This window comes from Rathayibacter sp. Leaf299 (assembly GCF_001423055.1).
Lineage (GTDB): Bacteria > Actinomycetota > Actinomycetes > Actinomycetales > Microbacteriaceae > Rathayibacter > Rathayibacter caricis.
The window spans coordinates 204342-228910 of record NZ_LMNT01000004.1 but is presented as its reverse complement, the minus strand read 5'-3'; the positions used below and the strand labels follow the sequence as shown (position 1 = coordinate 228910).

The window sequence follows — 24569 nt, the reverse complement described above, 5'->3', positions numbered from 1 at the left end:
GTGCGCACCCTCGTCGTGCTGAACCCGAACACCTCCGCGACCACCACGCGGCTGCTCGTGGGCATCGCCCGGGATGCGGTGCGGGGCCTGGACGTCCGGATCGCGGGGGAGACGGCGGCGAGGGGACCGCGGATCATCACCGATCCGGTCGCGCTCGCGGCCGCGGCGGGCGAGGTCGTGGCGGCGGCCCGGCGCTCGGTTCTGTCGCACGCACCCGACGCCCTCGTCGTGGCAGCGTTCGGCGATCCTGGTGCGGAGGGGGCGGCCCGCGCGACGGGGCTCCCGGTGATCGGGATCGGCGCCGCTGCGGTGCGCGCGGCGGGGCTCGGCGGCCGTCGGTTCGCGATCGCGACGACGACGGCCCGGCTCGAGACGACGCTCCGTTCCTTGGTCGTCTCGGCGGGGCGGTCGGAGGACTACGTCGGGTGCTTCCTGACGGAGACGGCGGCGGAGGAGCTCGAGGACCCCGAGCGCCTGCTCATCGAGCTCCGCGGCGCCGTGCTGCGCGCCGAGGCGGCCGGCGCGGAGGCGGTGATCATCGGCGGAGGACCGCTGAGTGCGGCGGCGCAGGTGCTCGTCGCGGAGTTCACCGGTCGGCTGCCGATCGTCGAGCCGATCCGGGCCGCCGTGGCGGAGGCGCTGCTCGCGACGGAGGTCGCGGCGCCGGTCTGACCCCCCACGGACGACGAACGGCGCGGGAGTCCAGGACTCCCGCGCCGTTCGTTCGTGTCGTGGTCCGCCTAGGGGGTGGCGCGCCCAGCCAGCATCGCCTCGAGCGAGGCGTCGTCGCGGCGGGCGCGCGATCGGCCCAGCACGAGGTCGACGACGATCACGGCGACCGCGGTGAGCGCCAGGACGAGGACCCAGATCAGGCCGCCGTCCCAGGGCAGCCCCGCCCAGGTCAGCGCGACCCAGAGCACCGCGGCGACGACTCCGCCGACCGCGGGCACGAGCACCGAGCCGTGCAGGTGGCGGTGCGGCAGCGAGTACCGGGCGGCGAGGCCCAGCAGGACCCCGCCGATGCCGATGAAGAGGAGCTCCACGTCGTGCTCGGGAAGTGCTTAGGCGACGAAGCCGACGCGGCGCGACTCTTCCGAGCCGAGCTCGACGAACGCGATGGTGTCGGTGGGGACGATGTAGATCTTGCCCTTCTCGTCGCGCAGGCGCAGAACCTTCGCACCGGCCTCGAGAGCGGTGGTGACCGTCTTCTCGACCTCGGTCGCGGACATCGAGGACTCGAAGTTGAGCTCTCGCGGAGTGTTGACGATTCCGATACGGATTTCCACCAGCAGTTGCCTTTCGGGAGGAGGGACGTGGCTGTCACGATACGGCACCGTGCCGAGGCCCCGACGCGGGTTTCGCGCTGAGCGGACCGGGGTCGCGAGCTGCCGCGCCGCGGGCGCCGGGCAGTGTCGGCGGTGTTGGCTAGCGTGGTCGCGTGCCCGCTCCTGGAACCCCCTCCGCCCCTGCCGTCTCCGTCGAGGAGCGGCCGGAGGCCGGCGCACGGATCGAGCTCGACGCCTCGCAGCGAGCCGTTCTGGCACTGCCGGACGGACGCAGCGCCGCCGTGCTCGGAGCGCCGGGTTCGGGCAAGACGACGACGATCGTCGAACTCGTCGCCGAGCGGGTCCTCGAGCGCGGCTACGCCCCCGAGTCCGTCGCCGTCCTCGCCGCGAGCCGCACCGCCGCCACCTCCCTCCGCGACGTCCTCGCCCTCCGACTCGACGTGCCGACGCGCGGGCCCCTGGCGCGCACCGCGACGTCGCTGGCGTTCGAGGCGGTCACCGCCTCCGCCAAGGAGCTCGGCATCGAGCGGCCGACGCTGCTCACCGGCGGCGAGCAGGACGTCCTCCTGTCGGAGCTGATCGAGGGGCACCTGGCCGAGGGCACCGGGCCGCGCTGGCCGGACGGGTTCGGCCCCGAGGTGCTCCGGCTCCGCACCTTCCGCACGGAGCTCCGCGAGTTCGGGATGCGGGCGACCGAGCACGGGCTCGACTCCGCGGCGATCCGGGCGCTCGCGGTCGACGCCGAGCGCGGCGAGTGGGCGGCGGCCGCCGAGTTGATCGACGAGTTCCGCGAGGTCGTCGATTGGATGTCGCCGGACGTCGGCACGAAGCTCGACGCCGCCGAGTTCGCCGCGTTCGCGGCCGAGACCATCCGCGGCGGAGGCGGGGGCGAGCGGATCACCGCGCTGCGACTCGTGGTCGTCGACGACCTGCAGGAGGCGAGCGAGTCGACCGTCGTGCTGCTGCGCGCCCTCGCCGCGCGCGGGGTGACGATCATCGCGTTCGGCGACCCCGACGTGGCGACCAGTGCCTACCGGGGCGCCTCCTCCGACACCCTCGGCCGCTTCTCCGCGAGCATCGGCGTCCCCGACGCCGAGACGCTCGTCCTCGAGCGGGTCCACCGGCATCCGGCCTCGCTGCGGGCGCTGGTCTCGCGGGCGACCCAGCGCATCGGAGCGGCGGCGGCCGGCCGCCAGCGCGCAGCCGGCGCCGACGACGACGCTCCGGGCGCCCCCGCGCCGATCCTCGTGCTGCAGGCGCCGACGGCAGCACGCGAGGCCGCGACCCTGGCGCGGCTGCTGCGCGAGCGGAGGCTGCGCGACGGAGTGCCGTGGCACCGCATGGCCGTGGTCGTGCGGTCGGGCGCGGCGGTGCAGCCGCTCGTGAAGGCGCTCGCCGTGGCCGAGGTGCCGGTGCGCTCCGTCCTCGCCGGCCGCGCGCTCCGCGACGACCACGCCGCCCGATCGCTGCTCGTACTGGTCGGCGTCGCCATCGGCGAGCGACCCCTCGATGCCGCGCTCGCCGCCGAGCTCCTGCTCGGGCCGTTCGGCGGCGTCGACCGGCTGGGCCTGCGCCGACTCCGGCTCGCCCTGCGCGCCGAGGAGCTCGCGGGCGACGGGATCCGCCCGAGCGACGCCCTGCTCGTCGAGGCGCTCTCGGCCCCCGGCCGCTTCGCGACCATCGACTCCGGCCCCGCGCGGCAGGCCGAGCGCCTGGCGGTGACGATCGACCGGGTCCGGCGGCTGCACGACGACCACGGCTCGATCGAGGAGCTGCTCTGGTCGGCCTGGGAGTCGAGCCGGGTCGCGACGTCCTGGCGCGAACTGGCGCTCGGCACCGGGCTCACGGCCGCCGAGGCGAACCGCAACCTCGACGGCGTGGTCGCCCTCTTCAGCGCGGCCCGCCGCTTCGTCGAGCGCGCCGCGGCATCCTCGGCGGTCGGATTCGTCACCGAGATCCTCGAGGCCGAGGTGCCGGAGGACACCCTCGCGCCGCGCTCCCTCGACGACGCGGTGCTGATCGGCACGCCCTCCTCCGTCGTCGGGCTCGAGTTCGACGTGGTGGTCGTCGCGCGGCTCCAGGACGGCGTCTGGCCCAACCTCCGCCAGCGCGGCTCCCTCCTGGATCCCGACGGGCTGGTCCGCGCCGCGCGCGGCGAGGGAGGGCTGCCGCTCGACGGGCGCAAGGCCACCCTCGACGACGAGCTGCGGATGTTCGCGCTCGCCGCCTCCCGCGCGCGCCGCCAGCTCGTGCTCAGCGCGGTGTCCGGCGAGGACGAGACCCCGTCCCTCTTCTTCCGGCTCACGCCTCCCGACGTGCCCCACCTCGACGCCGCCTCGGCGGTGCCCCTCACCCTGCGCGGAGCGGTCGCGGCGCTGCGGCGCACGGCGACCACTCCGAACTCGCCCGACGCCCCGGCGGCGATCCGCGGGCTGCGCGCTCTGGCGCTCGCCGAGGTGCCCGGGGCCGATCCGGTCTCCTGGTACGGAGTCCTCGAGCCCTCGACCAGCGAGCCGCTGTTCGAGCTCGACGACCCGGAGCGACCGGTGTCGGTCTCACCCAGCCGACTCGAGGCGTTCGAGAGCTCGCCGCTCAACTGGTTCGTCGACGCGGTGTCCGGATCGACCACGAGCACGGCGATGGGCGTCGGGACGCTCGTGCACTGGGTGCTCGAGAACGCCGCCGAGCCCGACACCGAGACCCTGTGGGCGCAGCTCGAGTCGCGCTGGCCCGAGCTCGTCTTCGAGTCGCCCTGGCTCGGCGAGCGGCAGAAGCGGCTGACCCGACGGCTGGTCGAGGGGCTGGCCGAGTACCTCGTCGACTTCCGCGAGGCGGGGGGCGAGGTCCTCGGCCGCGAGCAGCAGTTCGAGATCGGAGTGCCGCCGGCCCGCGTGCGCGGATCGATCGACCGCGTCGAGCGCTCGGCCGACGGCTCCGTGACCATCGTCGACCTCAAGACCGGCCGCAGCATCCCACCCCAGGCCGCAGTGGCGGAGCACGCCCAGCTCGGCAGCTACCAGCTCGCGGTCGCGAGCGGGGCCATCGAGGCGGCGGGCTCGGCCGAGCGGGGCGGTGCGAAGCTCCTCTTCGTCTCGGGCGGGGTGCGCGGCAGGCGCTACCGGGAGGTCGTGCAGCCGCGCTTCGGCGAGGAGGAGCTCGAGCGCCTGCGCGAACGGGTGCGCGCCGCGGCGACCGGCATGGCCGCTCCGGCCTTCTCGGGCCTGCTCGACGCCGTGCCGTTCTCTCCGGGGGACGCCCTGCGCTACCGCCAGCACGCCGTGCCGGAGGTCTCGGGGGACGGCACCCTCGCGCTCGACGAGGTCGAGCCCGACGACGACTCCGATGAGGGACAGACGGAGGTGTCCGCGTGATCGACGCCCTCACCATCGCCGAGAAGCTCGACCTCCGCCCGCCGACGGCCGAGCAGCGCGCCGTGATCGAGGCGCCGCTCGCCCCTGCGCTCGTCGTCGCCGGAGCGGGGAGCGGCAAGACCGAGACCATGGCGAACCGCGTGCTGTGGCTCCTCGCCAACGGTCTCGCCGCCCCCTCCGAGGTGCTCGGACTGACGTTCACCCGCAAGGCGGCCGCCGAGCTCGGCGAGCGGATCGGCCGGCGCATCGACCAGCTCGGCGCCGCGGGGCTCCTCCCGCTCGCGGAGGGTCAGACCGAGCCGGATCCCTTCGACGCCGCGACGGTCTCCACCTACAACGCCTTCGCCAACACGATCTTCCGAGACAACGCCGCGCTGATCGGGCGGGAGGGCGACGCGACGGTGCTGTCCGAGGCCTCGGCCTGGCATCTGGCGCGCGGAGTGGTCGCCGACACGTCCGACCCTCGCATCCTCGACGTCGAGGCGAACATCGACCGCCTCACCGACCTCGTCATCGCCCTCGCGCACGACCTCGCCGACAACCTGGCCGACCCGGCCGCCGTCGCGGGCTTCGCCGAAGACTTCATGCGGATCGCCGAGCTGCCCCGGGGCTCGAAGGGGAGCGGTGTCTACCGCGAGGTCGAGAAGGCCGTCCAGGCGGTCGGCGCATTGCCCGTCCTCACCTCCCTCGCCGAGCGCTTCCAGGAGGCGAAGGCCGAGCGCGGCTTCGTCGAGTTCTCCGACCAGGTCGCCCTGGCGCTGCGGATCACCGAGCGGGTGCCGAAGCTCGTCGACGAGCACCGCGCGCGCTACCGGGTCGTGCTGCTGGACGAGTACCAGGACACCTCCGTCCTGCAGACTCGTCTGCTCTCGCGCCTGTTCGCCGGGCAGGGCGTCATGGCGGTCGGCGACCCCCACCAGTCGATCTACGGCTGGCGAGGCGCGAGCGCCGAGGGTCTCGGCCGGTTCGGAGTCGACTTCGGCTCGGCGGCGCGCTTCTCGCTCAGCATGAGCTGGCGCAACGGCCATCGCGTCCTCGCCGCGGCGAACGCGATCGTCCAGCCGCTCGAGGCGACCAGCGGAGTGGCGGTCGACCGGCTCGAGGCCGGTCCCGCCGCGAGCGGGCACCCCGTCGAGCTGACCTTCCCCGAGACCATCGAGGACGAGGCCGACGACGTCGCCCGCTGGTTCGCGGGCCGGCTCGCCGAGAGCCCCGAGCCGCCGTCGGCCGCCGCCCTCTTCCGCGTCCGCGCCCACATGGACCGCTTCGCGGCGGCCCTGGCGAAACACGGCGTGCGGTACCACATCCTCGGGATCGGGGGGCTGCTCCGCCAACCCGAGATCGCCGATCTGGTCGCCGCCCTCACCGTGGTGGAGGATCCGGCCGCCGGCAGCGAGCTCGTCCGCCTCCTCGCCGGCGCGCGCTGGCGGATCGGGGTCAGGGATCTCCGCGCCCTGCGCGACCTCGCCTCCTGGCTCGCCTCGCGCGACCACGCGCACCGGCTGCTGCCCGAGGACGTCCGCGAGCGGATGCGCGCCTCCGTCACCGAGGGCGAGGGCGGCTCGATCATCGAGGCGCTCGATTTCATCGCCTCGCGCCGCCCCGGCGAGGACGGCAGGCTCGACCACTCCGCTCTCTCGGCCTTCAGCGAGCAGGGTCTCGCGCGGATGCACGACGCCGGCACGCTCTTCGCTCGGCTCCGGGCCCGGGCCGGACTCGACCTGCTCGACTTCGTCACCCTCGTCGAGCAGGAGCTCGGCCTCGACATCGAGGTGGAGGCGAACGAGTCGCGCAGTGACGGGCGCGCGAACCTCGAGGCCTTCCGCGAGGCCGTCGCCGGCTACCTGCAGACCGACGACCGGGGCGGCGGCACCGGGTCCTCGCTCCGCGGCTTCCTCCGCTGGCTGGTCCTCGCCGACAAGCGCGACGGCCTGGCGCCCCGACCGGAGGATCCGGAGCCGGGAACGGTGCAGCTGCTGACGATCCACGGCTCGAAGGGCCTCGAGTGGGACCTCGTCGCGGTGCCGCGGATGGTCGACGGCGAGCTCCCGGGTACGCCGGTCGAGGGCTTCCGGGGCTGGGTGCGGCTGGGCGCCATGCCCTACGCCTTCCGCGGCGACGCGGCCGAGCTGCCCGATCTCGACTGGCGGAGCGCCGAGACGCAGAAGGACGTCGTCGACGCGATCGGCGAGTTCGGCGACACCCTGCGCGAGCGCAACGAGTCCGAGGAGCGGCGCCTCGCCTACGTCGCCGTGACCCGCGCCCGCCACCACCTGCTGCTGAGCGGATCGTGGTGGGCGGGGCAGTCCAAGCCCCGCGGGCCCGGCGTGTTCCTCCGCGACCTGGCCGAGGCCGGCACGATCCCCGAGCTCCCCGTCGAGCCGTCCCACCTCGAGAACCCCCTCGAGCGCGCCCCGCGCACCTTCCGCTGGCCGCACGATCCGCTCGGATCGCGGGGGGAGCGCGTGCGCGCGGCCGCCGAGCGGGTGCGGATCGCCGAGCCGGGGCTCCAGGGCCCGCGCGGCGACGACATCCGGCTGCTGCTCGCCGAGCGCGCCGTGCGACTCGCCGGCGGGGAGCGCGTCGCGCTGCCCGTGCGCATCCCCGCCTCGCGCTTCAAGGACGTCATCAGCGCGCCGGAGGAGGTCGCCGCCCAGCTGCGCCGGCCGATGCCCGAGCGCCCGTACCGCCAGACCCGGCTCGGCACGACGTTCCACTCCTGGGTCGAGAACCGCTTCGGCGTCCAGGGCGAGGCGGAGGCGGTCGACACGTTCCCCGACGAGCTCGACGACCTCGGCGGGGCGAGCGTCGAGCAGGAGCGGCTCGCCGCCCTCGTCGAGACCTTCGAGCACTCGGAGTGGGCGGCCCGCCGCCCGGAGGCCGTCGAGATCGAGATCCACCTGCAGCTCGCCGAGCACGTCGTCGTCTGCAAGATCGACGCCGTCTACCCCGTCGCAGGCGGCTACCAGATCGTCGACTGGAAGACCGGCCGCGCCCCGAAGGACGCGGCCGACCTCGAGCTGAAGCAGTTCCAGCTCGCGCTCTACCGGCTGGCCTTCGCGAAGTGGAAGGGCGTGCCGCTCGAGAGCATCGACGCCGTCTTCTACTTCGTGGCCGACGACCTGGTGCTCCGGCCCGAGCGGTTCTACTCGGAGCGGGAGCTCTCGGAGTCGCTCTCCTCGGCCCTCGGGGCGAGGCCGCGGCCGTGAGCCGAGGCGCCGGTCCGGGCGCCGGGCGTGCGGTTCAGCAGCTCCTCGACCTCCGAGACCTCGAGCACGGGGCCCGTGTCGGACGACAGCGGGGCGGAGAGGTCGCCGAGCACGCTGTCGACGAGCGTGTCGAGCATCGCCACCGCGTCGTCGACGATCGCGGAGTCGTCGGTCTCGGTGCCGTGCAGCAGCCAGCGCGCCAGCTCGAGCTCGGCGTAGAGCTGCGCCCGCTGGCGCAGGGTCCGGTCGACCGCTCCCGCGCGCATCCGCGAGTAGGCGGCGAAGGCGGTGCCGGCTCCGGGGGCGCTCAGCAGCCAGTGCAGATCGCGTGCCGGGTCGCCGACGCGCAGCGCCGCCCAGCCCAGCACCGCGGTGACGACCTCGCCCGAGCGCAGGAAGGAGTCCGACGTCATCGAGCCGTTCACCACGGTCGGGTCGAACTGCCAGAGCGACTCGTCCGAGGACGCCGTCTCCCAGCGCGCGACGAGCGCCGCGGGGACGTGCCCGGTGTCGGCGGCGCGCTCGATCACGGCGACCGTCTCGTTCACGCTGTCGCGGGCGGTCGAGACGGGCAGGCCCGCCTCCTGCACGAACGACGCCGGCAGCGAGTGGATCGCTCCGATCGCGCGACCGATCGAGTCGGCGAGCCCGCTCGCCGGGGCGACGTCGTCGATGAGGACGCGGTCGCCGTCGAGGAACTCGTAGACCACGGCCCGGGTGCCGTCGAAGGGCGCCTGCCCGACGCTCGTGTGGAGGTCGAACGGCAGGCGGCTGCGGATCCCCGCGGTCAGCGCGCGCAGCGCGACGAGGTCGCCGAGCTGCTCCTGCTCGGCCAGGGGCGAGGTCGGCACGCGCACGAGGAGCCGGGCCCCCTCGCGGGTCGAGAGCAGGGCGGAGTCGAAGTCCCCGTGGGTCGAGTGGGTGAACGCGCGCGCGGTCCGGACGTCGAGGCCCTCGACGGCCGAAGTGGCCAGCGCGGCTAGAGTGAGATGGGATCTGGCCATGGCTCCAGGTTAGGTCGCTCCGCCCCCGACCGGCCCGTCCGCCACGCGCTCTCCCGCCGATGCCGTGCTCGGGAGACGGCTCCGGCCCAGCGGCTCCGCCCGACCCTTCCCGCGCCTCCCGATCCCGCGGCACCGCCTCCTGGAAAGAGCTCCGAATGACCACGCCCTTCATCGAACGCCTCCCGCTCGCCCGCCAGGCCGTCGATCGCGACTACCTCACCCGCGCCCGTCCGGATCTCTACGACGAGCTGCTCGCCGATCCCGCCACCCGGGTCCTCGCTCTGCGGAAGGATCGCGCCCTCGTCGACGGCGACGCCCTCGCCCTGCAGAGCGCGAGCGCGGTCACGGCCGGCACCCTCCGCGTCTACCTCGGCCGCACCACCGTCGACGCCCCGGGTGAGCCCGCGGGCACGCCCGTCGTCGCCACGGTCCTCACCGAGGCCGCCGCGCTCGAGCTCGAGCCGGACGAGGAGCGCTGGAGCGCGCTGCGCCCGATCGCCGAGCGCCTCAGCCGCCGCGACGCCGGCCTCTTCACCGAGGCGCTCGCGATCGCCAACTGGCACGCCTCCCACGCCTACTCTCCGCGCAACGGCGACCCGACGGTCGTGGAGCAGGGCGGCTGGGTGCGCCGCTCGCCCACAGACGGCAGCCAGGTCTTCCCGCGCACCGACCCCGCGATCATCGTCTGCGTCCTCGACGCCGACGACCGCCTGCTGCTCGGCTCGAACGCGATGTGGGGGGCCGACCGCTTCTCGCTCCTCGCCGGCTTCGTCGAGCCGGGGGAGTCCCTCGAGGCCGCCGTCGTCCGCGAGATCTTCGAGGAGTCGGGCATGCGCGTCGTCGATCCCGTCTACCTCGGTTCGCAGCCGTGGCCGTTCCCCGCCTCGTTGATGGTCGGCTTCACCGCCCGCCTCGCGCCCGACCAGGAGCCGGCCGCGCTGCTCCCCGACGGCGAGGAGATCGTCGACCTCCGCTGGTTCACCCGCGACCAGCTGCGCGACTCGCTCGAGTCGGTCCTGCTGCCGGGCCGCTCCTCCATCGCCCGCGCCATGATCGAGGACTGGTACGGGGGCGAGCTCGAGAACGGGCCCATCGCGTGAGCCTGCTCGACGGACTCGACGAGGGGCAGCGCGAGGCGGCGGAGGCGCTGCTCGGCCCGGTCTGCGTGCTCGCGGGAGCGGGCACGGGCAAGACCCGCACCATCACGCACCGCATCGCCCACGGCGTCGCGACCGGCGTCTACACGCCGAGCCGGGTGATGGCGCTGACCTTCACGAGCCGGTCCGCAGCGGAGCTGCGCTCGCGCCTGCGCGTCCTCGGCGCCGGGGGAGTGCAGGCCCGCACGTTCCACGCCGCGGCGCTGTCGCAGCTGGGTTACTTCTGGCCCCAGCTCGTCGGCGGAACGATGCCGCAGCTGCTCGACGGCAAGGCCCGCCTGCTCGGCCACGCCGCCGAGCGGCTCCGGCTGAAGCTCGACACCGCGACGCTGCGCGACCTCTCGGCCGAGATCGAGTGGCGGAAGGTCTCGGCGCTGTCGCTCGAGCAGTACGCCGTCGCGGCCCGGACCCGTGCGCTCCCCGGTCGGCTGACGCTCGAGCAGACCGTCGCCCTCGTCGACGAGTACGAGGGGCTGAAGGACCAGCGCCGCCAGATCGACTTCGAGGACGTCCTGCTCGTCACTGCGGGCATGCTCGAGTCGGAGCCCGCGATGGCCATGCAGGTCCGCGAGCAGTACCGCTTCTTCGTCGTCGACGAGTACCAGGACGTCAACCCGCTCCAGCAGCGCCTGCTCGAGCTGTGGCTCGGCGACCGCAGCGACCTGTGCGTCGTGGGCGACGCGAGTCAGACCATCTACTCCTTCGCCGGCGCCCGCGCCGACTACCTCCTCGACTTCCCGGGCCACTGGCCCTCCGCCACCGTGGTGCGGCTCGAGGAGAACTACCGCTCCGCGACTCCGATCGTGCAGACGGCGAACCGCCTGATGCGCGGTCGCCCCGGCGCGCTCGTCCTGCACGCCGTCGAGAAGGGCGAGGCGCCCGAGCCCTCCATCGATGCCTACCCCGACGACATCGCGGAGGCGCGCGGCGTGGCCGAGCGGGTCGCCGCCGACATCCAGGCGGGCGTCCGCCCCTCCGACATCGCGATCCTCTTCCGCACGAACTCGCAGTCGGCGGTGCTCGAGCACGCGCTCACCGAGCGCGGCGTCAGCGCGCACATGCGCGGCGGCAAGCGCTTCTTCGACCTGCCCGAGGTGAAGCAGGCGGTCATGCAGCTGCGCGCCGCCTCGGTCTCGATCGCCGGCGAGCCCCTCTTCAAGTCGGTCAGCGACGTCCTCCGCTCGCTCGGCTGGAGCGCCGAGCCGCCGTCGGCCCCCGGCGCCGTCCGCGATCGCTGGGAGTCGCTCGACACCCTCGCCCGCCTGGTCGACGAGGCCCCCGCGGGCTGGAGCTTCCGGCAGTTCACCGACGACCTCCTCGCCCGCCAGCAGGTGCACCACGAGCCCGACCGGGCGGCGGTGACCCTCGCGACCATCCACTCCGCGAAGGGCCTGGAGTGGGAGTCGGTCCACCTGATGGGCCTGTCGGAGGGGCTGCTGCCGATCTCGTACGCGAGCGGTCTCGAGGGCATCGACGAGGAGCGGCGACTCCTCTACGTCGGCATCACCCGCGCCCGCAGGCGGTTGCGCCTGTCGTGGTCGCGCTCGACCGTGGGCCGCGTCACGAGGCGGGAGCCGTCGCGGTTCCTGGAAGAGCTCGGCACGCGCACTCGCGGTGCGGCTCCAGCCTCCGCTCGCTGAAGCCGCCCGAGGCGTCGGAGTAGGTGCGCTCGGTCTCGCGCAGCGCCGTTGATCCCGCGAGGACCCGGCGGAGCACCGCATCGGCCGCCACCACGGCGATCGAGGCGCTGGCGAGGCCCGTCCTGGTCGGGGCGCGGCGGCCGAGCACCTGGATCACGAGCCGCGGCCACTCGGGGTCGAAGTCGATGCGGTCGCGCTCGGCGCAGTGCAGGCAGGGCCCCGCGCCCGGCTCGACCAGCGGACCGACCCGGACGGCCTCGTCGCCGAAGACCACCGCGAGGTGGGGGACGTCCGCCGCCAGCCAGTGCGCCGCCCGTGCGGGAGCGACGGCGAAGTCGGCGAGGAGCACCGCCACGTCCGGGACCTCGTCCTCCGCCACCAGCTCGCAGCCTTCGCCGCGCAGCAGGGTGCGCAGGGCGTCCGCCGCGGCTCCATCGCCCTCGACGACGACGCGCGGCGCCGGCGGCGGGGCGGGGGAGACGTTGCGGGAGAGCACCGGGCGCAGCGTCTCGAGCAGGTCGTCGATCCGGTCGTCGGAGGCGCCCGCCCGTCGCGCGATCAGCCGAGCGGTGCCGGCGCTCGTCCCGACCCGCAGGGCGTGCAGCAGCAGCTCCTCCGCGTAGCCGACGCCCTCGAGGACCGCGTGCGGGCGGTCGAGGCCGATCTGCACCGCGGTCGCGGAGCGCCAGAGGACGGGGAGTCGGGGATCGAGCCGGAGGACCATGCCGAGAGCATGGCCGAAACGACGGAGGGGCCCGCGGAGTTCTCCACAGGCCCCTCGCGCGTCGTCGGATCAGACGGGACGGTCGCCCGTCGGGCCGGTGCCGTCCTCGGAGGAGGCGTCGGGCGTCCCGCCGTTCAGGAGCTCCTCGAGCGCGAGGTCCATCTCGTCCGGCTCCGGAGTCTCGCCCCGGGCCTCCGCGCTGAGCCGCGCCACGAGGCGGCTCGGGTCGTCCAGGTCCTCGGAGCCGGGCAGCAGGTCGGGGTGCGACCACAGGCTGTCGCGCGCCTCCGCTCCGACCGCGTCGGTGACGGCCTGCCACATGGCGGCGGCGTCGCGCAGACGCCGCGGCCGGAGCTCCAGGCCCACGAGGGTCGCGAACGCCGACTCGGCCGGCCCCCCGGAGGCGCGGCGGCGGCAGACGGTCTCGGCGATCGCTCCGGCACTGGGCAGGCGCGTCGTCGCGGCGGCGGTCACCACGTCGACCCAGCCCTCGATGAGCGCGAGGACCGTCTCGAGGCGGGCGTGCGCAGCGAGCTGCTCCTCCGTCTTCGGCGGGATCAGCGCGCCGGAGGTCATCGCGTCGCGCAGCTCCTCGGGGTTCGAGGGGTCGAAGGTCTCGGCGAGCTCCTCGAGGCGGGTGGTGTCGATGCTGATGCCGCGCGCGAAGTCGGTGATCTGCGAGATCAGGGCCAGGCGGAGCCACTTGCCGTGGCGGAAGAGGCGGGCGTGGGCGAGCTCGCGGACCGCCAGGTAGATCTGGACCTGGTCGATCGGGATGTCGAGGCCTTCGCCGAACGCGGCGACGTTCTGCGGCAGGATCGCGGCGTCGCCCTCTTCGAGCAGCGGGATGCCGATGTCGCCGCCCGAGACGACCTCGGCCGCGAGCTGCCCCACGACCTGGCCGAGCTGGAGGGCGAACAGCGTGCCGCCGATGCCGCGCATCATGTTCTCGGCGCCGGCGATCATCGCGCGCATCTCCTCCGGAGCCTGCTCGCGCATCACCCGGGTCAGAGCGTCCGAGATGCTCAGGGCGACGGGCTCGGCGAGCTGCGTCCACACCGGCATCGTGAGAGAGATCCACTCGAGGCGGCTGATGCTGCGCGGCGCACGGCTGAGCTCGGACACGTGGGCGACCTCGTCGAGCCAGAGGGCGGCGACGCCGAAGGCTCCGTCGAGCGGTGCGCGCACGGAGTCGGTGACCGGCACCGAGTCGGTGCGGGCGAGCTGCTTGGCCTGCTCGCTCGCGAGCGTCCAGTTGATCCCGTCGCCGTTCTGCTGCATCGCGCTCTGCAGCTGCGAGAGCAGGTTCTGCAGCGCGACCGGGTCGTTGGGCAGCCCGGCGGCACCGGCCAGCTGGGAGGGATCGATCGGCCCGTCGCCCGAGAGGAACCGGCTCAGCATCTCGCGGAACTCGTCCTCCGAGCCCTCGCCGGGTCGGTCAGCACTGTCGCCTGCGGCCATTCGGATCAGCCCTCCGTCGTTCGCGTGAACGCCCGGGATCGTGACTCGACTCCCAGTCGTGCAAGCTACGTTAGCCCGAGTGCCCGGGCGATCGGCCTGAAGACGACCGCAACCGCAGGGCCCGCTTCCGCCCGCCGCGAACACTCCGGCGGAGCTTCCCCGCACGCCCTGAGGAAGGCCCCCGTGACGCTGTTCTCCGACGATCCCCGGCGCTCTCCCACGCGGGAGCGGCGGGCCTGGGTGGGGCCGGCCGTGCTGTTCTCGGGAGTCGCGCTCGTCGTGGTGCTGGGCGTCGCCCCGGCCCCCTACGTCATCGAGCAGCCGGGCCCCGTCTTCGACACCCTGGGCACGAGCGAGGCCGACGGCGAGGACGTGCCCCTCATCTCCATCCCCGACGAGCCGACCTACCCCACCACCGGAACCCTCGACATGCTGACCGTCTCGGTCGTCGGCAACCCCGAGAGCCTGCCGAGCTGGGTCGAGATCGTCGGCGCCTGGTTCGATCGCAGCAAGGCGGTCGTGCCGGTCGAGTCGATCTTCCCGCGGTCGGTCACCGTCGAGCAGCGCGACGAGGCGAACCAGGCCGAGATGACGGATTCGCAGCAGGAGGCGATCGCCGCCGCGCTGACTGAGCTGGGGTACCCGGTCGATCAGCGCGTGTCCGTCGTGCAGATCCCCGAGGGGTCGCCGTCGGTCGACGTCCTCGAGCCCGGAGACGCGGTCGTCGCGGTCGGGGGTGAGCCGATCGCCGACGTGGCCGCGCTGCGCGAGGCGGTGCAGGCGTCCGGAGCGGGCTCGCCCGTCGACCTGACCGTCGAGCGCGACGGGGAGCAGCAGGACGTCCGCGTCGTGCCTGTCGACCGCGACGGCTCCGCGGTCCTCGGCATCGTCGCCGGCGCCGCGTTCGACTTCCCCTTCGAGGTCGACATCCAGCTCGACGACGTGGGCGGCCCCAGCGCCGGCATGATGTTCGCGCTCGGCATCATCGACAAGCTCACCGAGGGGTCGCTCAACGGAGGAGCGGAGGTGGCCGGCACCGGCACCATCGACGCCGCCGGCGAGGTCGGGCCGATCGGGGGGATCCGGCAGAAGATGTTCGGAGCGGTCGACGCCGGAGCCGACTGGTTCCTCTCTCCTGCGCAGAACTGCGGAGAGGTCGTCGGGCACGTGCCGGACGGCCTGCAGGTGCTCAGTGTCTCCACGCTCGACGAGGCGCTCGCCGCGCTCGAGGGCATCGCCGCGGACGACGTCTCCGGACTGCCGACCTGCGACGCGGCCGAGCCGATCGACTGACCTGCGGCTCCCGCCGGTCGGGGCCGACGCTCAGGTGGGCCGGACACCCGTCGCATAGCATGGGTGCCCTCCCCTCACATCTCGACAGCAAGAGGCTTATCCGTGAGTTCCACAGCAACCGAAACCCCGCCGCGGAAGAGACGGAGCGCCCTCGCCGTCACTGTCGTGGTGGTGGCCGCTCTGGTGGTGGCGTTCTTCGTCTTCGCCGGTCTCTACACCGACATCCTCTGGTACGACCAGCTCGGCTTCCTGTCCGTGCTCACGACGCAGTGGGCGGCCGCGGGCGGGCTCTTCGCCATCGGCTTCGTCGCGATGGCCGTCCCGGTCTTCATCAGCCTCAGCCTCGCTTACCGCCTCCGGCCGGTCTACGCCAAGCTCAACTCGCAGATCGACCGCTACCAGCAGGTGGTCGAGCCGCTGCGGCGCCTCGCAACCTTCGGGATCCCCGCGGTCCTGGGCCTCTTCGCCGGAGTGTCCTCCGCGTCGCGCTGGCAGACCAGCCTGACCTTCTGGAACCGCACGCCCTCGGGTGACGTCGACCCGCAGTTCGGTCTGGACACCTCCTTCTACCTCTTCGAGCTGCCCTTCTACCAGAGCATCGTCGGCTTCGCCTCCGCCGTCCTCATCATCTCGGCGCTCGCCACCCTGGCCACCGGCTACCTCTACGGAGCGATCCGCGTGAACGGCCGCGAGGTGCGCGTCTCGAAGTCCTCCCGCATCCAGGTCGCCATCATCGCTGCGCTCTACCTGCTGGTGCAGGCGGTCAGCCTCTGGCTCGACCAGTACGCGACCCTCACCGACCAGGGCGCGCGCATCACCGGAGCGACCTACGCCACCGTCAACGCCACGATCCCGGGTCTGCAGATCCTCGCGCTGGTCGCGGCGCTCGTCGCGGTCCTCTTCGTCGTCACGGCGTTCATCGGCCGCTGGCGCCTCCCGGTCATCGGAACCGCGCTGCTCATCGTGTCGAGCCTGCTCGTCGGGTCGCTCGCCCCCTGGGTCGTGCAGACCTTCCAGGTGGTGCCGAACGAGCGCACGCTCGAGTCCGAGTACATCCAGCGCAACATCGACATGACCCGGCAGGCTTACGGCGTCGACGACGTCGAGGTGATCCCGTACGACGCGACGACCGATGCCGCTCCGGGGGCGCTGCGATCGGACGCGGAGACCACCGCGAACATCCGCATCATCGACCCCGCGGTCGTGACCGACGCGTTCTCGCAGCTCCAGCAGTTCCGCCAGTACTACTCCTTCGGCGACGACCGCAACTCGCTCGATGTCGACCGCTACTCGATCGACGGCTCGACCCAGGACGCGGTCGTCGGCGTCCGCGAGCTGAACCTCAACGGCCTGGGCAACAACCAGACCTGGTACAACCAGACGCTCGTCTACACCCACGGCTACGGCCTCGTCGCCGCCTACGGCAACCAGCGCTCGGCCGACGGTGAGCCCGTGTTCATCGAGTCCGGCGTGCCCACGACCGGCGACCTCGGCGACTACGAGCCGCGGATCTACTTCGGCGAGAACTCGCCGGCGTACTCGATCGTCGGCGGCACCGAGTCGCGCGACATCGAGCTCGACTACCCCTCGGGCACCGACGGGGCGCAGCAGACGTACACGACCTTCGACGGCGAGGGCGGTCCGTCGCTCGACAACGTCTTCAAGAAGCTCGTCTACGCGATCAAGTTCCAGTCCGAGCAGATCTTCCTGTCGGACGGAGTGAACAGCGAGTCGCAGATCCTCTACGACCGCAACCCGGTCGACCGCGTGCAGAAGGTCGCTCCCTACCTGACCCTCGACTCCGACGCGTACCCGACCGTCGTCGACGACCGCGTGGTCTGGGTGGTGGACGGCTACACCACGTCGGCCGAATACCCCTACTCCGCTGTGCAGAGCCTCTCGCAGGCGATCGCCGACACCAACACCCAGCAGCAGTTCCCGACCGACGACGTGAACTACATCCGCAACTCGGTGAAGGCCACGGTCGACGCCTACGACGGCAAGGTCACCCTGTACGCCTGGGACACCGAGGACCCGATCCTGCAGACCTGGCAGAAGATCTTCCCGTCGACGGTGAAGCCGGTCAGCGACATGTCGGCCGATCTGATCAGCCACGTCCGCTACCCGGAGGACCTCTTCAAGGTCCAGCGCGCGGTGCTCGGCACCTACCACGTGACCGAGGCGGGGTCCTTCTACTCCCGTGAGGACGCCTGGTCGACGCCGAACGACCCGACGAGCGGAGCCGCGACCACGGCCGCCGCGACCGGCGACACCCTGCAGCCGCCGTACTACCTGACGCTGCAGACCCCCGACCAGGACGTCCCGTCGTACTCGCTCTACTCGACGTACATCCCGGCGAGCGTCGCGGGCAGCCAGACGAGCCGCAACGTGCTCACCGGCTACCTCGTGGCCGACTCCGACGCGGGATCCGCGGACGGCGAGGTCGCCGACGGCTACGGCACGCTCCGCCTCCTCGAGCTGCCCAAGGACGACACGGTCCCCGGACCCGGCCAGGTGCAGAACGCGTTCACGACCGACCCCACTGTCGCGAACGAGCTCAACATCCTGTCGCGCGGTGACACCACGGTCACCCGAGGCAACCTGCTGACGCTCCCCGTCGGAGGCGGTCTGCTGTACGTGCAGCCGATCTACGTCCGCTCCAACGGCGACACGAGCTTCCCGCTCCTCCAGAAGGTGCTGGTCGCGTTCGGTGACGACATCGCGTTCGAGGACACCCTCGACGCCGCGCTCGACAGCCTCTTCGGCGGCGACTCGGGAGCGACGGCCGGCGACACGGGCACGCCCACGACTCCGGACACCGGCACCGACCCGGGCACCGACGTCGGGACGGATCCGGGAACGGACACCGAGACCGGTGGATCGGACGCCGACACCGGCGACCAGACGCCGCTGCAGCAGGCGCTCAGCGACGCCCGGACCGCGCTCGACGCTCGCGAGGCGGCCCTGCGCGCCGGCGACCTGACCGCGTTCGCGGCGGCCGACGAGCAGCTGACGGAGGCCCTCGCCCGGGCCCTCGAGGCCGAGGGGGCGCAGTAGCACGATGGTTCAGGTCGACCGCGGCGAGCACCTGCGCTCGGGGGAGTGGCTCGATCTGAACCGCGCCCTCTGGGACGAGCGCGTCGCCGCGCACGTCGACAGCTCGTTCTACGACCTGTCGGCGCTGCGCGGCGGGGCGGGCCGGCTCTTCCCCGTCGAGGAGGAGTCGCTCGCCCGCGTCGCGCCCGACGGCTGGGAGGGCAAGCGGGTGCTGCATCTGCAGTGCCACTTCGGCGCCGACACCCTGGCGCTCGCCCAGCGCGGCGCGGACGTCATCGGAGTCGACTTCTCGATGCCGGCCGTGCGCAAGGCGCGCGAGCTCGCGGCGGAGCTGGGCCTCACGGACCGCGCCCGCTTCGTCTGCGCCAACCTCTACGAGCTGCGGCACATGCTGCCGGAGCCCGACTCGTTCGACGTCGTCGTCACCACCTGGGGCACCGTCGTCTGGCTGCCGGACCTCGTCGAGTGGGCGCGCATCGTGGAGTGGTTCCTCGCTCCCGGCGGCTCCTTCGTCTTCGTCGACACGCACCCCGCAGCGGCGGTCTTCACCGGCTCGCCCGAAGGGCAGGAGCCGCGGTTCCAGCAGCCCTACGACGGCCGCGGCGAGCCCGTCGTCGTCGAGAACTCGGGCGACTACGCGGTGTCGGACGCCTCGTTCGAGAACGTCCGCGCCCACGAGTTCAGCCACCCGATCGGCTCGATCGTGTCGGCGCTGCTCGGTGCGGGCCTGTCTCTGACGGAGCTGCGCGAGGAGCCGATCGCGCCGTGGCGGGTCGTTCCGCAGCTCGTCGAGAGCGACGGAGTGTGGTCCTGGCCCGACCGGGAGTGGCTGCCGCTGGCGCTCGCGATCACAGCCGTGAAGCGGCGCTGAGGGTCGGCCCCTCCCGCTCCTGGCTCTCGATTTGCATTGCTCCCGATCCGCGTGTAATGTCTTCTCTTGTGCCGCGGGGTGGAGCAGTTCGGTAGCTCGCTGGGCTCATAACCCAGAGGTCGTAGGTTCAAATCCTGCCCCCGCAACAAGAAAGCGAAACCCGGTCTCCTCGGAGGCCGGGTTTCGTCGTTAACGGGCACCCGATGGTCGCCCCTCCGCCGATCGAGCAGCCCGCGCGGCGGGCGTCCCTGCTTGCTGATCGAGTAGCCGCGCAGCGGGCGTATCGAGATCCACGTGCTCCAGCAGCCCCGCCTCCCGCGCTCCGTGCTGTGAGGGTCGCGGCACGGTGACCGACGGTCAGGGGATGCGGGTCTCGATACGCCCCTGCGGGGCTACTCGACCAGCAGGCAGACGGGGTCTCCTGTCTGGAGGTCTGCCTCCGCGTGCCCGGCCCGTGGAGGTCGCCTCTCCTCGTGCTGATCGAGCAGCCCGGGCAGCGGGCGCATCGAGCTCCGGTTCAGTCCGCGGCGATCACGCTCAGCACGTTGCCCGCCGGGTCGCGGAACCACGCGATCTCCGGGCCGTGTCCGCGCATCACTCCGGTCGCGTCGGTGGGGAGCTCGTCGTCGTCGTAGATCTTCGTCACGACGTCGGCGCGGTTCAGCTCCGCCACCGCGTCGTCGACCGACTCGACCGAGAGGTTCAGGATCGTGAAGGTCGCGGGCACGTGGTCCTGCTTGGGATACGCGATCGCATGCCCTCCGCCGGGGAGGGCGATCTCGAGGATGCCCATCGAGTTGAGCGACACGTCGAACCCCAGCGTCGTCCCGTAGAAGGCCCTCGCCGCCTCGATGTCGTCGACGCTGAATCCGCTGAACACGCGCTCGCTCCGGACCACGGTGCACCACTTCCCTCCGCGGGTGGCGCCGTTGCCGCCCTCTCGGGCCAGACGCTACTCTGGTCGGCTGCCCGCGTCACCACCGCGGAGGAGGGATCGGCATGGCCCCGGCCCTCCCTCGCGCGCTCCGCCCCTTCGAGACGCGCGGCTACCGCTTCCTCGCCGGCTCCCTCGCGCTCTCCCTCCTCGCGAGCGGGGTGTGGATCGTCGCCCTCGTCTGGCAGGTCATCGCCCTCGGCGGCGGCCCCGGGGACGTCTCGCTGGTGGCGACGGCCAGCGCCCTCGGCCTCGTGCTCGCGGTCCTGCTCGGGGGAGTGCTGGCCGATCGGGTGCCGCAGCGGCGCATCCTGATCGTCGTCGAGGCGGTGCGGGTGCTCGTCGTCCTCGCCGCGGTCGCCCTCTCCTCGGCCGGGATCCTCACGGTCTGGCAGCTGACCGCGGTCGCGTTCGTGCTCGGCGTCGGCGAGGCGTTCTTCTTCCCGGCGTACTCCGCGCTCCTCCCTCGCCTGCTGCCGGCCGATCAGCTCCTCGCCGCGAACGGCGTCGAGGGGGCTCTGCGCCCGATCGCTCAGAGCGCCGCCGGGCCCGCGATCGCGGGTGCGGTGATCGCGGTGTCGGCGCCGTCGGCGGCGTTCGCCGTCGCGGCGGTCGGGTACGCGCTCGCACTCGCGGGACTGCTCCTGGTAGGACCCGTCCCGTTCGAGCGGGCCGCAGACGCCGGAGGGAGCGCGCTCGGCTCGGCGGTCCGCGACCTCCGCGAAGGTTTCGGCTACATGGTGCGCACGCGGTGGCTGCTCGCGACGCTGCTGTTCGCGATCGTCCTCGTGTTCCTGGTCGTCGGTCCGATCGAGGTGCTCGTGCCCTTCGCGGTGCGCGATCAGACCGGGACCGGCGCCTCGGGCTACGCGCTCGCCCTGACGGCCTACGGCGTGGGCGGCGTCGTCGGATCCCTCGTCGTCTCCTCGCGCCCCGTGCCGCGCCGCTACCTGACCACGATGATCCTGCTGTGGGGCTTCGGTGCGCTGCCCTTCGTCCTGCTCGGCGTCGTCGACCAGCTGTGGATGATCGCGGCGATCCTCTTCCTCGACGGCGTCACCGGGGCGGCGGCGCAGGTGCTGTGGGGGACGCTCCTGCAGCAGAGGGTGCCGTCGGCGCTGCTCGGGCGCGTGTCGAGCCTCGACTTCTTCGTGTCCCTCGCTCTGATGCCGGTCTCGATGGCCGTCGCGGGCCCGGTGGGCGAAGCGGTCGGGATCGCGCCGACGTTCGCGGTGGTCGGCGTGCTCGCGGCGGTGTCGGCGGTCGTCACGCTCCTGCTCGCACGGCTGGGCCCGGACGAGCTCGCCCATCCCCTCCGGGACGGGTGAGGAGGGTCGCCGTGCCGGGTGTCGCAGGGCGGTGTGTCGGAGGTGGTCGGCCGGTATCCTCGACGGGGACGCGAAGGGTGACGGTGTGACGGACGAACAGGTGGACGGGACTCCGACGGCCGGCGACGGATCCGGAGCGACCGACCACCCGACCCGGCGCAGTCGCCGGGCCGCCGAGGCGTCGCCGGCGTCCTCGCTCTCCGACTCCGTCCCGGGAGAGGCCGCCCACCGCGGCGATCGACCCGCTCGCGCCGCCGCCGGCCGCCGCGCGGCCCCGGACGCTCCCGTCCTCGCCGTGACCTCGCCCGTCCTCGCTCCGCGGGTCCCCTCCCTTCCGCCCGTGCGCCGCCGCAAGGCCGCGGTGCTCCGTGGAGCGGTCAGCACCGCCGCGGTGGCCGCGATCGCCGGCATGGTCGCCGTCATGGCGCTCCCCGCCTACTCGTTCGACCCCGCCGACGACTCGCAGGCCGCGATCGAGGCGGAGGCGCGCATCCGCGCTCTCGGCACGCAGAAGCTCACCGTGTCGGCATCGGCCGCCCAGGAGCAGGTGATCCGCGACTCCTTCACCGCGCCCACCCAGCAGCAGCTCGACGAGGCGGCCGCCCAGGCGCGCGCTCTCGCCGAGGCCGCCGAGAAGGCCGCCCGCGAGGCCGAGCTGGCAGCGTCGGCGGCCGCGGACCCGACGGCGGCACCCGGCTCCTCGAGCACCTCCGTCACTCCCCGAGAGGAGGGCGACGACTACCCCTGGCGCGACCAGCTCACCGACGACCAGGGCGGCGGCCTCTCGCCGCTGCGCTACTACTACCGCGAGTGCGTCGACTTCGTGGCGTGGCGCCTCAACCGCGACCAGGGCTCGACCGGTGCGCCGTGGAAGTGGACCTGGGGCAACATGACCCCGGGCGGCGGCAGCGCCTACGCGTGGGCGGGCCAGTGGGCCTCCCACGGATGGCAGACCAGCACCACCCCGGTCCCCGGCAGCGTCGCCTGGTTCACCGGCAACCACGTGGCGTACGTGCAGTCGGTCAACTCCGACGGCACGGTCTCGCTCGAGGAGTACAACTGGGGCAACGACCACTCGTACCACACGCGCACGATCCCGGCCTCGAGCGTGCCGCTCTTCCTCTACCCGCCGAGCTGATCGTGTCCACCCGACCCGCTGCGGGCATCGGATTCGCCGTCGCCCAGTTCGCGCCGGTCGCCGACCGCGACGCGAATCTCGCGACAATCCGGCGACTCGTCGAGGTCGCTGTGCAGCGCGGCGCGCGCGTGGTCGTGCTCCCCGAGTACAGCTCGTCCTTCGCCGACCCGCTCGGTCCCGGGACGCTCGCCGCAGGAGAGCCGATCGACGGCGCCTTCGTGCAGGGGCTCGGAGCGATCGCCCGCGAGCTCGACGTGTTCGTGGTCGCCGGCATGGTCGAGGCGATCGAGGATGAGCGTCGCGTCGCCAACACGCTCGTCGCCGTGGATCCCGAGGGCGCGCTGGTCGCGCACTACCGCAAGCTCCACCTCTACGACGCGTTCGGGCAGACCGAGTCGGAGTGGATCGCCCCCGGCGAGATCGGCGTGCCCGAGACCTTCGCCGTCGGCGACCTCGTCGTGGGGCTCCAGACCTGCTACGACCTCCGCTTCCCGGAGGTGACGCGCTGGCTCGTCGACGCGGGGGCGGATGTCGTCGCCGCGCCCGCCGAGTGGGTCAGGGGGCCGCTCAAGGAGGCGCACTGGCGCACGCTCGTCACCGCACGGGCGCTCGAGAACACGATCTACCTCGTCGCCGCCGACCAGACGCCGCCGATCGGCGTCGGGAACAGCATGATCGTCGACCCGATGGGCGTCGAGATCGCGACGCTCGGCGAGGCAGAGGACGTGGCGGTCGCCTGGCTGTCCCGTGAGCGGATCGACGCGGCGCGCGCGAAGAACCCGGCGCTCGCCCTGCGGCGCTTCACGGTCCGTCCGCTGTAGGAGCTGCCGACGGGTCCGCGGAAGACCCCGTCAGGCCCCCAGGCGGGCGAGCCGCCCGGCCGCCTCCTCGAGCACCTCGAACCGCTTGCAGAAGGCGAAGCGCACCAGCGAGCGGTACCCGGCCGCGTCCTCGGGTCGACAGAAGGCCGAGACCGGCACCGCGACCACACCCGCGAGCTCCGGCAGCGACCGGCAGAAGGCCGTCCCGTCGGTCCAGCCCAGCGGGGCGACGTCGGCCACGACGAAGTAGCTCCCGGACGAGGGCGACACCCCGAAGCCCGCGGCCGCGAGACCGGCCGAGAGGATGTCGCGCTTGCGCTCGAGGGTGCCCGCGATCCCGCGGAAGAAGGAGTCGTCGAGCCCCAGACCCCGGGCGACCGCCCCCTGGAACGGCGAGCCGCTGACGTAGGTGAGGAACTGCTTCACCGCGAGGACCGCCGTGATGAGCTCGCGCGGCCCGGTGATCCAGCCGATCTTCCAGCCGGTGGTGCTGAACGTCTTGCCGGCGGAGGAGATCGTCAGCGTGCGCGCCCACGCCCCCGGCAGGGTCGCGATCGGCAGGTGCGGCGAGTCGAAGCGGAGGTGCTCGTAGACCTCGTCGGTCACGATCAGAGCGTCGTGCCGGTGTGCGAGCCGGACGATCAGCTCGAGGGTCTCGACCGGCAGCACCGAGCCGGTCGGGTTGTGCGGGTCGTTGACGAGGATGACGCGCGTGCGATCCGTGACCGCCGCCTCCAGCTCCGCGTGGTCGACCGAGAAATCCGGTCCGCGCAGCAGCACCGTCCGGTGCACGCCCCGGGCGAGGGCGATCAGCGCCCCGTACGCGTCGTAATGCGGAGTGAACGTGACGACCTCGTCCCCGGGCTCCAGCAGGGCGAGGAGGGTCGCGGCGAGGGCCTCGGTGGCGCCGGTCGTGACGAGGACCTCGCCGTCCGGATCGGGCTGGAGACCGTAGAAGCGCTCCTGGTGCGCGGCGACCGCGGTGCGCAGGACCGGGAAGCCCGGACCCGGCGGGTACTGGTTGAGTCCCGATGCGATGGCCTCCCGCGCGGTCTCGAGCACCTCTCGCGGTCCGTCCTCGTCGGGGAAGCCCTGACCGAGGTTGATCGCGCCGGTGCGCTGCGCGAGCGCGCTCATCTCGCTGAAGACGGTGGCGGCGACCTCGCCGCGGGGACCTAGTAGGCCGGCGCCCGCGGCGGCGCGGGTCCAGGATCCGTGGATGCTCACGGCCCCAGTCTGCACGCTCGGGCGGGCGTCGACTTCGAGTCCCGCTTC

The 24569-nt window shown here is 73.1% G+C and carries 18 protein-coding genes and 1 tRNA gene; 12 read left to right on the top strand and 7 right to left on the bottom strand.

Going from position 1 to position 24569, the window contains the following annotated elements:
- Nucleotides 1-672, top strand: a complete 672-nt coding sequence (locus ASF48_RS15515) for an aspartate/glutamate racemase family protein (RefSeq protein WP_055793665.1) — start codon at nucleotides 1-3, stop codon at nucleotides 670-672.
- Between the two features lie 68 nt (nucleotides 673-740).
- On the opposite strand, the gene ASF48_RS15510 is transcribed toward ASF48_RS15515, so the two are convergent.
- Nucleotides 741-1043: a hypothetical protein gene (locus ASF48_RS15510; RefSeq protein ID WP_055793663.1), complete on the bottom strand. Its 303-nt coding sequence runs from the start codon at nucleotides 1041-1043 to the stop codon at nucleotides 741-743.
- 18 nt (nucleotides 1044-1061) lie between these two features.
- Complete coding sequence (locus ASF48_RS15505) at nucleotides 1062-1286, bottom strand: DUF3107 domain-containing protein (RefSeq protein ID WP_055793661.1); 225 nt, start codon at nucleotides 1284-1286, stop codon at nucleotides 1062-1064.
- Nucleotides 1287-1438: 152 nt separating this feature from the next.
- Between ASF48_RS15505 and ASF48_RS15500 the strand changes: the two genes are divergently transcribed.
- Nucleotides 1439-4657: an ATP-dependent DNA helicase gene (locus ASF48_RS15500; protein ID WP_082481581.1), complete on the top strand. Its 3219-nt coding sequence runs from the start codon at nucleotides 1439-1441 to the stop codon at nucleotides 4655-4657.
- A complete protein-coding gene (locus ASF48_RS15495; protein ID WP_055793659.1) occupies nucleotides 4654-7866 on the top strand; it encodes an ATP-dependent DNA helicase in 3213 nt (1070 codons plus the stop codon). Before ASF48_RS15500 ends, ASF48_RS15495 begins: the two co-directional genes overlap by 4 nt.
- Here the strand turns inward: ASF48_RS15495 and ASF48_RS15490 are convergent.
- Nucleotides 7803-8870 carry a phosphotransferase gene (locus ASF48_RS15490; protein ID WP_055793657.1) on the bottom strand — a complete coding sequence of 356 codons (1068 nt, stop codon included), beginning with the start codon at nucleotides 8868-8870 and terminating at the stop codon, nucleotides 7803-7805. The two genes, ASF48_RS15495 and ASF48_RS15490, sit on opposite strands and share 64 nt — an antisense overlap.
- A 155-nt stretch (nucleotides 8871-9025) precedes the next feature.
- On the opposite strand from ASF48_RS15490, the gene nudC reads away from it, so the two are divergent.
- Complete coding sequence (gene nudC / locus ASF48_RS15485) at nucleotides 9026-9970, top strand: NAD(+) diphosphatase (RefSeq protein WP_055793655.1); 945 nt, start codon at nucleotides 9026-9028, stop codon at nucleotides 9968-9970.
- A complete protein-coding gene (locus tag ASF48_RS15480; RefSeq protein ID WP_055793653.1) occupies nucleotides 9967-11667 on the top strand; it encodes an ATP-dependent helicase in 1701 nt (566 codons plus the stop codon). The genes nudC and ASF48_RS15480 overlap by 4 nt, the downstream gene beginning before the upstream one ends.
- On the opposite strand, the gene ASF48_RS15475 is transcribed toward ASF48_RS15480, so the two are convergent.
- Nucleotides 11588-12391, bottom strand: a complete 804-nt coding sequence (locus tag ASF48_RS15475) for a hypothetical protein (RefSeq protein ID WP_055793651.1) — start codon at nucleotides 12389-12391, stop codon at nucleotides 11588-11590. The two genes, ASF48_RS15480 and ASF48_RS15475, sit on opposite strands and share 80 nt — an antisense overlap.
- Before the next feature lie 69 nt (nucleotides 12392-12460).
- Nucleotides 12461-13852, bottom strand: coding sequence for a zinc-dependent metalloprotease (locus ASF48_RS15470; RefSeq protein WP_055793649.1), 1392 nt, complete (start codon nucleotides 13850-13852; stop codon nucleotides 12461-12463).
- A 183-nt stretch (nucleotides 13853-14035) separates the two neighbouring features.
- Here ASF48_RS15470 and ASF48_RS15465 point away from each other — a divergent pair, with 183 nt between their 5' ends.
- From ASF48_RS15465 to ASF48_RS15450, 4 genes are all read left to right on the top strand, one after another.
- The gene (locus ASF48_RS15465; protein ID WP_055793647.1) at nucleotides 14036-15145 is read left to right on the top strand and encodes a YlbL family protein; all 1110 of its coding nucleotides are present in this window, start codon (nucleotides 14036-14038) and stop codon (nucleotides 15143-15145) included.
- A 102-nt stretch (nucleotides 15146-15247) separates the two neighbouring features.
- Nucleotides 15248-18202, top strand: coding sequence for a UPF0182 family membrane protein (locus ASF48_RS15460; protein ID WP_107575517.1), 2955 nt, complete (start codon nucleotides 15248-15250; stop codon nucleotides 18200-18202).
- 4 nt (nucleotides 18203-18206) lie between these two features.
- Nucleotides 18207-19073 (top strand): class I SAM-dependent methyltransferase, encoded by an 867-nt coding sequence (locus ASF48_RS15455; RefSeq protein WP_055793645.1) that lies wholly within the window; start codon nucleotides 18207-18209, stop codon nucleotides 19071-19073.
- Between the two features lie 72 nt (nucleotides 19074-19145).
- Nucleotides 19146-19219: transfer RNA gene (locus ASF48_RS15450), tRNA-Met, on the top strand.
- A 371-nt stretch (nucleotides 19220-19590) separates the two neighbouring features.
- Here the strand turns inward: ASF48_RS15450 and ASF48_RS15445 are convergent.
- Complete coding sequence (locus tag ASF48_RS15445; RefSeq protein WP_055793643.1) at nucleotides 19591-19971, bottom strand: VOC family protein; 381 nt, start codon at nucleotides 19969-19971, stop codon at nucleotides 19591-19593.
- A 101-nt stretch (nucleotides 19972-20072) separates the two neighbouring features.
- Between ASF48_RS15445 and ASF48_RS15440 the strand changes: the two genes are divergently transcribed.
- The 3 genes from ASF48_RS15440 (at nucleotide 20073) to ASF48_RS15430 (ending at nucleotide 23294) form a co-directional block, all read left to right on the top strand.
- Entirely contained in the window at nucleotides 20073-21335 is a 1263-nt protein-coding gene (locus tag ASF48_RS15440) for an MFS transporter (RefSeq protein ID WP_055793641.1), read from the top strand.
- A gap of 85 nt (nucleotides 21336-21420) precedes the next feature.
- Nucleotides 21421-22473, top strand: coding sequence for a CHAP domain-containing protein (locus ASF48_RS19960; protein WP_157603190.1), 1053 nt, complete (start codon nucleotides 21421-21423; stop codon nucleotides 22471-22473).
- 2 nt (nucleotides 22474-22475) lie between these two features.
- Nucleotides 22476-23294, top strand: a complete 819-nt coding sequence (locus ASF48_RS15430) for a carbon-nitrogen hydrolase family protein (RefSeq protein ID WP_230673919.1) — start codon at nucleotides 22476-22478, stop codon at nucleotides 23292-23294.
- A 30-nt stretch (nucleotides 23295-23324) separates the two neighbouring features.
- Here ASF48_RS15430 and ASF48_RS15425 read toward each other — a convergent pair whose 3' ends face one another.
- Entirely contained in the window at nucleotides 23325-24521 is a 1197-nt protein-coding gene (locus ASF48_RS15425) for an aminotransferase class I/II-fold pyridoxal phosphate-dependent enzyme (protein ID WP_055793937.1), read from the bottom strand.
- Nucleotides 24522-24569: the final 48 nt, after the last annotated feature.